Annotated in this window: 11 protein-coding genes; 9 read left to right on the top strand and 2 right to left on the bottom strand. The window is 74.1% G+C overall.

Annotated features, from left to right (window positions below; translation table 11 throughout):
• The 3 genes from sucB to PV342_RS24970 all read left to right on the top strand — a co-directional run.
• Positions 1-1065 (top strand): 2-oxoglutarate dehydrogenase, E2 component, dihydrolipoamide succinyltransferase (sucB, locus tag PV342_RS24980; protein WP_500318715.1); only part of this gene is annotated, 1065 nt, incomplete at its 5' end.
• A gap of 371 nt (positions 1066-1436) precedes the next feature.
• Positions 1437-2402 carry a helix-turn-helix transcriptional regulator gene (locus PV342_RS24975; RefSeq protein ID WP_400801908.1) on the top strand — a complete coding sequence of 322 codons (966 nt, stop codon included), beginning with the start codon at positions 1437-1439 and terminating at the stop codon, positions 2400-2402.
• Positions 2403-2463: 61 nt separating this feature from the next.
• Positions 2464-2979: a DUF4240 domain-containing protein gene (locus PV342_RS24970; RefSeq protein ID WP_018557005.1), complete on the top strand. Its 516-nt coding sequence runs from the start codon at positions 2464-2466 to the stop codon at positions 2977-2979.
• 40 nt (positions 2980-3019) lie between these two features.
• Here the strand turns inward: PV342_RS24970 and PV342_RS24965 are convergent, their stop codons facing one another.
• Positions 3020-3505: a GNAT family N-acetyltransferase gene (locus tag PV342_RS24965; RefSeq protein WP_386989079.1), complete on the bottom strand. Its 486-nt coding sequence runs from the start codon at positions 3503-3505 to the stop codon at positions 3020-3022.
• 50 nt (positions 3506-3555) lie between these two features.
• On the opposite strand from PV342_RS24965, the gene PV342_RS24960 reads away from it, so the two are divergent.
• Both PV342_RS24960 and PV342_RS24955 read left to right on the top strand, forming a co-directional pair.
• Positions 3556-4458, top strand: coding sequence for a TIGR01777 family oxidoreductase (locus tag PV342_RS24960; RefSeq protein ID WP_500318714.1), 903 nt, complete (start codon positions 3556-3558; stop codon positions 4456-4458).
• 154 nt (positions 4459-4612) lie between these two features.
• Positions 4613-5854 carry an NAD(P)/FAD-dependent oxidoreductase gene (locus PV342_RS24955; protein WP_360998789.1) on the top strand — a complete coding sequence of 414 codons (1242 nt, stop codon included), beginning with the start codon at positions 4613-4615 and terminating at the stop codon, positions 5852-5854.
• Positions 5855-6496: 642 nt separating this feature from the next.
• On the opposite strand, the gene PV342_RS24950 is transcribed toward PV342_RS24955, so the two are convergent.
• Positions 6497-8023: an NsdA family TPR-like regulatory protein gene (locus PV342_RS24950; RefSeq protein ID WP_500318713.1), complete on the bottom strand. Its 1527-nt coding sequence runs from the start codon at positions 8021-8023 to the stop codon at positions 6497-6499.
• 348 nt (positions 8024-8371) lie between these two features.
• Between PV342_RS24950 and lipB the strand changes: the two genes are divergently transcribed.
• The 4 genes from lipB (at position 8372) to PV342_RS24930 (ending at position 11415) form a co-directional block, all read left to right on the top strand.
• The gene (gene lipB / locus PV342_RS24945) at positions 8372-9178 is read left to right on the top strand and encodes a lipoyl(octanoyl) transferase LipB (protein ID WP_018557000.1); all 807 of its coding nucleotides are present in this window, start codon (positions 8372-8374) and stop codon (positions 9176-9178) included.
• A 39-nt stretch (positions 9179-9217) separates the two neighbouring features.
• Positions 9218-10192, top strand: coding sequence for a lipoyl synthase (gene lipA / locus PV342_RS24940; protein ID WP_089221818.1), 975 nt, complete (start codon positions 9218-9220; stop codon positions 10190-10192).
• 238 nt (positions 10193-10430) lie between these two features.
• A complete protein-coding gene (locus tag PV342_RS24935) occupies positions 10431-10655 on the top strand; it encodes an SCO2195 family GlnR-regulated protein (RefSeq protein WP_400801915.1) in 225 nt (74 codons plus the stop codon).
• A gap of 79 nt (positions 10656-10734) precedes the next feature.
• Positions 10735-11415 carry a DUF4191 domain-containing protein gene (locus PV342_RS24930; protein ID WP_386989063.1) on the top strand — a complete coding sequence of 227 codons (681 nt, stop codon included), beginning with the start codon at positions 10735-10737 and terminating at the stop codon, positions 11413-11415.
• Positions 11416-11447: the final 32 nt, after the last annotated feature.

Raw genomic sequence — 11447 nt, 5'->3', positions numbered from 1 at the left:
CCCCCGGCTCCGGCACCCGCCCCGGCTCCGGCCGCCCCGGCGCCCGCCCCGGCCGCCACTCCGGCTCCGGCTCCGGCTCCGGCTCCGGTCACCCCTGCCCCGGCTGCCGCGGCCGCCCCCTCGGCGACGGCGCCCACCGACGAGGGCGCGTACGTGACCCCGCTGGTGCGCAAGCTCGCCGCCGAGAACGGCGTGGACCTGGCCTCGGTCAAGGGCACCGGTGTCGGTGGCCGCATCCGCAAGCAGGACGTCCTGGCCGCCGCCGAGGCCGCCAAGGCCGCCGCTGTCGCGCCGACCGCCCCGGCCCCGTCCGCGGGCGTCACGGTGCCGGCCGCCGCCGCCGCGCTGCGCGGTCAGACGGTCAAGATGACCCGCATCCGCAAGGTCATCGCCGAGAACATGATGAAGGCCCTGCACAGCCAGGCGCAGCTGTCGACCGTGGTCGAGGTGGACGTCACCAGGATCATGCGGCTGCGGGCCCGGGCCAAGGAGTCCTTCCTGGCCCGCGAGGGCGTCAAGCTCTCGCCGATGCCGTTCTTCGTGAAGGCCGCCGCCGAGGCGCTGAAGGCCCACCCGGTCATCAACGCCAAGATCAACGACGACGGCACCGTCACCTACCACGACGTCGAGAACGTCGGCATCGCGGTGGACTCGGAGCAGGGCCTGATGGTCCCGGTCATCAAGGGCGCCGGCGACCTGAGCCTGGCCGGCATCGCCAAGAAGACCGCCGAGCTGGCCGGCAAGGTCCGCAACAAGAAGATCAGCCCGGACGACCTGTCCGGCGGCACGTTCACGATCAGCAACACCGGTTCGCGCGGTGCGCTGTTCGACACCATCATCGTGAACTACCCGCAGGTCGCCGAGCTCGGCATCGGCGCCACCGTGCGCCGCCCGATGGTCGTCAACCACCCGGACCTGGGTGAGACCATCGCGATCCGCGACGTGGCGTACCTGACCCTGTCGTACGACCACCAGCTGGTCGACGGCGCGGACGCCGCCCGCTACCTGAACGACGTCAAGGCCCGTCTCGAGGCCGGCGAGTTCGAGGGCGACCTCGGTCTGTAACCGACCGGAGTCCCCGCGGGACCGTACGACGGCCGAGGCCCCAGCCCCTTCCCGGGCTGGGGCCTCGGCCGTTGTGCCCTCGACGGGGGATCACCGCCGGATTGAACGGCCCCGGCCCGGCGGACGTACTGGAGGGGGCAGGGCCGGGGAGCCGGACGCCGGTGAACCCGCCCCGCGGTGACGGCCCATCGCCGTCACCGGCTCCCGCCGGGGCGCCACCGTCCCCACCGGCCCGGCCGCCCTGGCGGGTTGCGCGCTGCGGAGTCCTTCCCCCCGCGCTGACGCGCACGCAGCGGGCTCCGGCGGGGCCGGTCCGGACCTCCCGGACCGGCCCCGTCCCGTCGCCCGGGGCGACCGCATAGCCTCGGGGCATGCGTGCGGCACGACTGATCCACCTCGTCCTCCTGCTCCAGTCCCGCGAGTCGATGACGGCGACCGAACTCGCCACCGCCCTGGAGGTGTCCGAACGCACCGTCGGCCGGGACGTCCTGGCCCTGTCCGAGGCGGGGGTGCCGGTCTACGCCGAGCGGGGGCGCGCCGGCGGGTACCGCCTGGTCGACGGCTACCGCACCCGGCTGACCGGGCTGGCCCGCGCGGAGGCGGAGGCGCTCTTCCTGTCCGGGGTGCCCGCCGCGCTGCGGGCCATGGGCCTGCACGACGCGGGTTCCTCGGCCCGTCTGAAGGTCTCCGCCGCCCTGCTGCCCGAACTGCGGGACGCACCGCGCTCGGCGGCGCAGCGCTTCCACCTGGACGCGCCCGGCTGGTGGCAGGAACCGCAGACGCCGCGGCTGCTGCCGTCGCTCGCCGCGGCCGTCTGGGGGGACCGGCGGCTGCGGGCCCGGTACCGGCGGGGCGAGGCGGAGGTGGAGCGCGAACTGGACCCGTACGGCCTCGTGCTCAAGGGGGGTGTCTGGTACGCGGTGGCGCGCTGCGGCGCGGACGTCCGGGTCTACCGGGTGGACCGGTTCACCGCGGCGGAGCCCACGGAGGATCGTTTCGGCAGAGACCCGGACTTCGATCTGCCCGCGTTCTGGGAGGCCCGCGCCGCCGAGTTCGCCCGCTCGATGCTCCGGGACGAGGTCGTCCTCCGGCTCACGCCCGACGGCGCCCGCCGCCTGCCGTACGTCACCGACCGCACCGCCGCCCGTGAGGCCCTCGCGGCCGCCGCACCCCCGGACGCGCGGGGGCGGGTGACCGTCACCCTCCCCGTCGAGGGCCAGGACGTCGCCTACGAACAGCTCCTGTCCCTCGGCCCCGACGCCGAGGTGCTCGGCCCGGACGCCCTGCGCGAGCGGCTGGCCGGCGCGGTCCGCGCCATGGCCGCCCTCTACTCCTGAGGGGCGCGTCTGCCGTGTTCCGCGTGCGTCGGAGGGCCGCAGCCAGGATGCTGGAGCGGTGATGGACGAGACGGAGTTCTGGGAGATCGTCGACAGCACGCGTGAGGCAGCGGGGGGCGACCCGGAGGAGCACGCCGACCTCCTGGTGGAACGACTCACCCAGCTCGACCCGGAGTCCGTCGTCGACTTCGCCCGGCACTTCGAGAGCCGTTTCAACCGGGCCTACCGCTGGGACGTGTGGGGCGCCGCCGACCTGATGCTGGGGGGCGCCGGTGACGACGCGTTCGACTTCTTCCGCTGCTGGCTCATCGGCCAGGGCCGGCACGTCTTCGAGGGGGCCGTCCACGACCCCGACAGCCTCGCGCAGCTGACCGGCGCCTTCGACCCGGAGGTCGACGGCGACGCCGAGGACCTCGGTTACGCGGCGGACGAGGCGTACGAGCAGCTCACCGGGGTCCGGCTGCCGGACCTGGACCTGCCGGCGCAGCCCGCCGAGCCGGAGGGCGTCTACATCGACTTCGAGAACGCGGCCGCGGTGGCGGAGCGGTTCCCCCGGCTCTGGGAGCGCTTCGGCTGAGCCGTACCGCCGGGCCCCGCCGCGCGCACCGGGTGACCCGTCAGACCCGGCGCCCCATGCACACGTCGTCGACGTAGACACCGTCCAGCAGGAACTCCCCGGGCAGCACGCCCTCCACGGTGAAGCCGGCCGCCTCGTACAGCCGCCGGGCCGGGGTGTTGTGGCCCAGCACCCGCAGCGTGACGCGCACCGCGCCCTGCCTGCGGGCCTCCACCACGGCCGCCAGGACGAGTTCCAGCCCCACCCCGCGGCCCCGCGCCCAGGTGTCGACCGCCAGGCCCTGGATCTGGCGCACATGGGCGTTGGAGGCCAGCGGCGTCGGCGGCACCAGCCCGACGAAACCGGCGAGCCGCCCGTCGGTCTCCGCCACCAGGAAGGCGTCCGGGCCGAAGCGCTCGCCGAAGAAGTCCTCGTTCTCCTCCCGCGGTGGCCGCACCGCGTGCAGGGTCGACCACGTCGCCCGCTCCAGCCGCACGAGTGCGGGGTCGTCGGAGAGCAGGGCCGGTCGCACACGGATGTCGGACATGCGTGTCACCTTCCCACACCAGGAGGGCCGTTCCGCGCGACGATGTCCCCATGCGCATCGCCATCACCGGCTCGTCCGGCCTCATCGGCTCCGCCCTGGTCCGCTCCCTGCGCTCCGACCGGCACGATGTCGTACGCCTCGTCAGGCGCGAGCCCTCCGGGCCGGACGAGGCACGCTGGGACCCGCGGGGAGGCACCGTCGACACCGCGCGGCTCGCGGGCGTGGAGGCCGTCGTCCACCTCGCCGGCGCCGGGGTCGGCGACCACCGCTGGACGGACGACTACAAGCGGACCATCCGCGACAGCCGTGTGCGGGGCACGGCGACCCTTGCGCGGGCCCTCGCCTTCCTGGACACCCCGCCGCGGGTGCTCGTCAGCGGTTCCGGCATCACGGCGTACGGCGACACGGGCGACCGCAGGGTCGACGAGAGCGCACCGCTGGGCACCGGCTTCCTGCCCTCCGTCTGCCGCGACTGGGAGGCCGCCGCCGACCCGGCCCGCGAGGCGGGCGTCCGCACCGCGTTCGCCCGCACCGGACTGGTCGTCTCCGGCAGCGGCGGGGCATGGGGCCGGCTCTTCCCGCTCTTCAAGGCGGGCTTGGGGGGGCGGCTCGGCGACGGACGCCAGTACTGGAGCTTCATCTCCCTGCACGACCACATCGCGGCACTGCGCCACATCATCGCCACCGAGTCCGTCTCCGGGCCGGTCAACCTGTGCGCGCCCGAGGCGCTGACCAACGCCGAGGTGACCCGGGCGATGGGACGGGTGCTGCGCCGGCCCACGGTGTTCGCCGTCCCCGGGCCCGTACTGCGCTCCGTCGTCGGTGAGTTCGCCACCGAGATCCTCGGCAGTACCCGCGCGGTGCCGCGGGTGCTGCTGGACTCCGGATTCACCTACGCCCACCCCGGGATCGAGGAGGCGATCCGCGCCGCACTGGCCGAAGAAAGGCACTGAATGCCACCCACAGCCGTTTTCCGGCATCAGTTGGCGCGTGAGTGGGCATGACGGTTCCAGCACCAGCTGACGCGAGCGGGGAAACGTGCCGACCTCGGGGAGGGGCATCGTGCTCTCTACAGCACGCTCTACGGGTTCACATACGGACGTGTGCGTGATCGGGGCCGGCCTCGCCGGTCTCTCCGCGGCGCGTCACCTCACCAGTGCGGGGCTCACCGTCACCGTGCTGGAGGCCGAGGACCGGGTCGGTGGCCGCATGGCCACCGAGAAGGTCGACGGCTTTCTTCTCGACCGGGGGCCACAACTGCTCAACACCTCCTATCCGGAGCTGCGCCGCACCCCGGAACTGGAGGGGCTGCAGCTGCGGCCGCTCTCGCCCGGCGTCCTGGTGCGCTCCGCGGGCCGCGGCTACCGCGTCGGCGACCCGCGCGCCGCGCTCGCCGCGGCCCGCGCGCCCATCGGCTCGCCCCTGGACAAGGCCCGGCTGCGGACAGCGCTCAACCGCCTCGCCGACGCGCCCGCCGAACGCCTTCTGGAGCGCCCCGAGACCACGGCCGCGGCCGCCCTCGCCTCGCGCGGCTTCGCGCCGCGCACGGTCGACGGGTACCTGCGGCCGCTGCTGTCCGCGCTGCTCTGCGACCCGGACCTCACGACCTCCAGCCGGGTCGCCGACCTGGTCCTGCGCGGCTTCGCCCTCGGCCGTACGTGCCTGCCGGCGGGCGGCGCGGCCACGGTGCCGCAGGCGCTGGCCGCCGCGCTGCCGCCCGGCACGGTCCGCACCGGGGTGCGGGCGGTCGCCGCGGCCACGAACGGCGTCCGCACCGCGGGCGGGGACGAGATCCCCTGCCGGGCCGTGGTCGTCGCCACCGGGGCCCGCGCGGCGGCCGGTCTGCTGCCCGGGCTGCGGGTCCCCGCCTTCCACGGCGTCACCGTCCTGCACCACGCCTCGTCGGCCGCCCCGCTGAAGCAGCCCGCGCTCGTGCTCGACGCGGACCGGCGCGGACCCGTCTCCCACACGTTTCCGGCCAGCCTCGTCGACCCCTCCCGCGCCCCCGTGGGCCGCGCCCTCGTCACCTCCGTCCTGCTGGGCCCCGCGGCCGCCCCCGCGCCGGACGACATCGCCGTCCGGGCCCACCTCGCGGAGCTCTACGGCACGTCCACCGCCGGATGGGAACTGCTCGCCGTCCACCACGACGCCGAGGCGCTCCCGGCGATGACGGCCCCGCACGACCTGCGCCGCCCGGTGCGGATACTGCAGGGCCTCTACGTCTGCGGCGACCACCGCGACACCAGCACGGTCCAGGGCGCGCTCCTCTCCGGGCGCCGGGCCGCCCAGCACCTCCTGCGCGACGTCGGCCTCCGCCAGGGCCCCGACACGCAGCCGCTCGCGGCGTAGGGAGCACCGTTTCGGTGCGTTCCGGGGCCTTCTCGGGTCTTTCGGCTCTTCCCTGCGCCTGCGCCTCGCGCCTTCGGCGTGGGGCGGCGGGCGGCCCTGTTGGGCGGGTGTGCGGGTCGGTTGGTGGCGGGCGCCGGAGCGGGGGCGGTGTTCGCGGGGTGCGGTCTCGTCGCCGGCCGCGGGTGCAGACGGCCGGTGACCACGCCCACCGTTCCTGCGTGGCGCGCCCGCCGTGACCGGCGTCTGCGGGCGGGTGCTTCCCCCGACGACGGGCCCGCTTTCGACGTCCACACCGCTGAAAGCGAGGCCGATCTCCCGCCGACCGCTCGACAGCACCCCGAAGCACTCGCAGACGCGGGTCACGGCGGGCGCGCCCACCACCGGCAGCAGGCGTGGAAGCGGCCATCTGCACCCGCGGACGGCAACGAGACCCGCGGTACCGGAAAGGCACCCCGCTCCGGCGCATGCACCCTCGCCGGCCACCGGCCCGCACAGCGACGACCGCCCCGAACGCCCCGCCCTCCCCTCCGCAGCCCGCCGCTGTGCGCCGCGGGGCGCGAGACGAACCCGCACGCACCCACCAGCACGGGCACCCCATAGGCGCCCCCGCACCCCCGTCCCGGCACCCGGAGGAGGCCTACCTCACCCCACGGGGACCCCCAGGGCCGTCGCGCGGTCGTGGAAGGCGCGGACGGGGGCGGCGTCGCGGTGGGTGTCGAGGCGGCGGCTGAAGTCGCGGACGTACTCGACGGCGCGCAGCGACCGCATCTCGACGGCGGCCTGCATGGCCTCCGCGCCGAGGGCGCAGGCGGCGTCGACCTCGCCGAGGCCGAGCCGCGCGGTGGCCAGCACCGTGCGGCAGAAGACGCGGCTGCGGGCGTACGCGTGGCCGCGCAGTTGCAGCGAGCGCTCCGCGTGCTGCGAGGCCGCGCGGTACTGGCCGAGGTCGCGGTGGCAGTGGCCGAACTCGTCCGCGAGCTGGGCCTCGTCGAAGAAGCGCGCCCAGGACGGGACGTCGTCGCCGTTCCTGACCGCCTCCAGGGCGCGTTCGGCCCGCACCAGTGCCGCTGTGCAGGCGCGGACCTCGCCGAGCAGCCCGTGGCCGCGTGCCTCGGCCGCGTGGAAGAGCGCCTGCACGACCGGCGGGGCTCCGCTGCCGACCCCCTGCTGGGCGACCCGCGCCAGCTGGACGGCCTCGCGGCCGTGCCCGAGGTAGACCGCCTGGCGGCTCATCGTGACGAGGACGTACCCCCCGTAGACGCGGTCCCCGGCGGCCTGCGCGAGCCGCAGGGCCTGCACGAAGTACCGCTGGGCGAGCCCGTGGGCGCCGATGTCGTAGGAGGTCCACCCCGCGAGCCGGGTGAGGTCGGCGACGGCGGCGAAGAGACGGCGGCCCATCGTCTCGCCGTAGCTGCCGCGCAGCATGGGTTCGGCCTCGTGCTCGAGGTAGCGGACGAGGGCCTGCCGCGCGTGGCCGCCGCCGTAGGCGTTGTCGAGGGTGCGGAAGAGCTCGCCGACGGAGCGCAGGGCGGCGATGTCACCCATGCCGACCCGCTGGCCGGTGCCGCCGAAGACCGCGGGCGCGGCCACCGCGACCGGTGCGTGCGCGCCGCGTAAGCCGCCGCCGGCCCGTTGCGCCGGCAGCCGCGCCGCCCCGGGTCCGGCGCCGTGCCCCGGACCGCCCGCGCCCGCCGGGGCGGCGCCCGGCTCGGGGCCGCGCCCCACCCGGTCGTCGGCGCGGCCGATCAGCCAGTCGCGGCTGGGGACCACGAGCCCGGCGGGGGTGAACGCGATCTTGCGGAGGTCGGCCTGGTTGCCGGTGTCCTTCCGCCACAGCCCGGAGACGATCTCGACGGCCTCCTCCGGGGAGGAGGCGTACTCCAGCCCCGCGTAGACGGGTGCGACGGCGTCGAGGCCGAGGTCGTGGGCGGACAGCCGGCGCCCGAGCCGCCGGGTGAAGACCTCGGCGATGAGCGCGGGCGTCGTGCCCCGGGGCTGCTGGCCGCGCAGCCACCGGGTGACGGAGGTCTTGTCGTACCGCAGGTCCAGACCGTGCTCGATGCCGAGCTGGTCCACCCGGCGGGCGAGCCCGGCGTTGGAGAACCCGGCCTCGGCGATCAGGGCGGCCAGTTGACGGTTCGGGGGGCGCTGCGAGGAACGGTCGGACATCTGTGGTGCGGTCCCCTGCCTTCCGGGCGTGCGGGCGTGCGAGGTTGCGGGTGTTCGGGCGTGCGAGGTTGCGGGCGTCCGGGGCGGTGTCCACCGTCCGCGGCCCGCCGGGTCATCCGCAGAACGGCGCGAATGTAACGTTCTGTATCGACTCACTCACGACCCGAGCGCCTCCCATTCGCCGTATCGGGTGAATCTGCACCCACATATCGGCAGAACGCTTGCTTTGCCCTCCCCCGGGTGCTAAGCCCTCGACCCCGTGCAGGACACCACCCCACCGGACGTACAGTTGCTGAGGCGCTCTTGACGCGTGGAGGGGCGCCGCAAAGGACCACAAAGGGAGCGGCCGTGAGTGACCTGCGCTTCGTCCATCTGGGCTTCGGCGAGGACGCGGTGGAGTACCGGGAGGCGTGGGAGGAGCAGCGCCGGGTGCACGCGGCGCGCTTCGCCGACGAGATCCCCGACACGTGCCTGCTGCTGGAGCACCCGCCCGTCTACACCGCGGGCCGCCGCACCGAGGACAGCGAGCGCCCACTGGACGGCACCCCCGTGGTGGACGTCGACCGCGGCGGCAAGATCACCTGGCACGGGCCTGGCCAGCTGGTCGGCTACCCGATCCTGAAGCTGCCGCGCCCGGTGGACGTCGTCGCGCACGTGCGCCGGCTGGAGGAGGCGCTGATCGACGCGTGCGCCGAGTTCGGCCTGGAGACCACCCGGGTGGAGGGCCGCAGCGGCGTGTGGGTACTGGGCGACCCCGTCGAGGACCGTCCGCCGGTCATCCCGGGGCTGACCCTGGACTTCGATCCGCGGCTGCAGGACGAGGAGTTCGACCCCCGCCTGTCGGGCCCGGAGTACGCCCCCTCCAACGCCGGCCAGCGCCGCGAGGACCGCAAGCTCGCCGCGATCGGCATCCGCGTCGCGAAGGGCGTGACGATGCACGGCTTCGCGCTGAACTGCAACCCCGACAACACCTGGTTCGACCGGATCGTGCCCTGCGGCATCCGGGACGCCGGCGTGGCCTCGCTCAGCAACGAACTCGGCCGCGAGGTCACCGTCTCCGAGGTCCTCCCGGTGGTGGAGAAGCACCTGCGGCGGGTCCTGGAGTCGGCGGAGCCGCTCCCCCGGGTCGTCCCGGAATCCACAGGCGTACGCTGATGTTCACCAAGGAAACGAAGCCTCGAGAGGGAGTCGGACGTGTCCGCTGTAGCGCCTGAAGGCCGCAAGATGCTGCGTCTGGAGGTCCGCAACAGCCAGACCCCCATCGAGCGCAAGCCCGAGTGGATCAAGACCCGGGCCAAGATGGGTCCCGAGTACACCGAGCTGCACAGCCTGGTGAAGCGCGAGGGTCTGCACACGGTGTGCCAGGAGGCGGGCTGCCCCAACATCTTCGAGTGCTGGGAGGACCGCGAGGCCACCTTCCTCATCGGCGGCGACCAGTGCACCCGGCGCTGCGACTTCTGCCAGATCGACACCGGAAAGCCGCAGGCCCTCGACCGTGACGAGCCGCGCCGTGTCGGCGAGTCCGTCGTCACCATGGACCTGAACTACGCCACCATCACCGGCGTCGCCCGCGACGACCTGGAGGACGGCGGCGCCTGGCTGTACGCCGAGACCGTGCGCCAGATCCACGCCATGACCGCCGACCGCGCCGCCGGCCGCACCAAGGTCGAGTTGCTGATCCCGGACTTCAACGCGGTCCCCGAGCAGCTCGCCGAGGTCTTCGGCGCCCGTCCCGAGGTGCTCGCCCACAACGTGGAGACGGTGCCGCGGATCTTCAAGCGTATCCGTCCCGGCTTCCGCTACGAGCGCTCGCTGGAGGTCATCACCAAGGCGCGCGAGGCGGGGCTGGTGACCAAGTCCAACCTCATCCTCGGCATGGGCGAGGAGCGCGAGGAGGTCAGCCAGGCGCTGCAGGACCTGCACGACGCCGGCTGCGAGCTGATCACCATCACCCAGTACCTGCGCCCGAGCCTGCGGCACCACCCGGTGGAGCGCTGGGTGAAGCCCCACGAGTTCGTGGAGCTGAAGGAGGAGGCCGAGGAGATCGGCTTCGCCGGTGTCATGTCGGGCCCGCTCGTGCGGTCCTCGTACCGGGCCGGCCGGCTCTTCCAGCAGGCCGTCGAGCGCCGCGGCGAGCGCGGCGAGGTCGTCGCCGTACAGGCCGTCTGATCACACTGCGGTGACCTGCGCGTCACCGCCGGAACGTGCGGTTCGTCACGTCAGGGGTCCCCGCGGGGACCCCTGACGCGTCCCTGACGTGCGGCACCTCCGCGCGGAACGGCGCGAAGGCACCGCCAGGGCTTCACGACGGTTTGACCGACCGGTCACGGACTGGTAACACAATGTGGTGACTCTGGATAAGCGGACCATCCCACCGCGTCTGAGCCGTCCTGAGGGGGACACCACCATGCAGGCCGCACACCTCCACCGCCAGAGCACCATCCCCGGCGCCGCCGCCGGCGCGCTGCGCGCCGTGGAGCACCTCCTGTTCCGCGGCGCCGAGGAGACGGCGCGCCGCAACGCCTGGTCCGCCGTCCTGGAGGACCGCAAGCGCGCCAAGGACCGCCGCGACGCCCAGCACGTGATGGACGCCCTGGTCTCCTCGCGGGCCGCGCACGGCGACGTCCTCTAGAGCCCCGGCGGGGCCGCCGGAAAAGGCGGACCCCCCCTCCGGTGGGGCCGGGGCCGCGCGGCCACGTATCCTGTGCGGCATGGCGAGGGATACATCCGAGAGCAACCCTGGGCGCCTCAAGCAGATCGCCCAGACCTACAAGATGACCAGGCGGGTCGACTCCAAGGTCGGTCTCGTCCTTGCGGCTGTGGGAATCGTCACCTTCGGTGTCATCCTCGCCATCGGCTTCTTGATCGGTCACCCCATCTACGCGGGCATCCTGGGCTTCCTTCTGGCCCTGCTGGCGATGGCGATCATCTTCGGACGGCGCGCCGAGAAGGCCGCGTTCGGCCAGCTGGACGGGCAGCCCGGCGCCGCGGCCGCGGTGCTGGACAACGTCGGCCGCGGCTGGTCGGTGACGCCCGCGGTGGCGATGACCCGCAGCCAGGACGTCGTGCACCGCGCGGTCGGCAAGGCCGGCATCGTCCTGGTCGGCGAGGGCAACCCGAACCGGCTGAAGGGCCTGCTGGCCTCCGAGAAGAAGAAGATGGCGCGCATCGTCGTGGACGTCCCGGTCACCGACCTCATCGTGGGCAACGGCGAGGGGCAGGTGCCGCTGAAGAAGATCCGCACTACCCTACTGAAGCTGCCGCGCGTGCTGCCCGGCCCCAAGGTCACCGAGGTCAACGACCGGCTCCGGGCGCTCGGCGACCTGATGAGCAACATGCCGGTGCCGAAGGGGCCGCTCCCCAAGGGCATGCGGATGCCGAAGGGCCGCTGATCGCATACGAAACGGAACGCGAAGTGCCCCGG

The organism is Streptomyces sp. PA03-3a, assembly GCF_033792735.1.
GTDB lineage: Bacteria > Actinomycetota > Actinomycetes > Streptomycetales > Streptomycetaceae > Actinacidiphila.
Note: the sequence above shows the minus strand (reverse complement) of the source record. Positions and strands in the feature narration are given on the sequence as shown.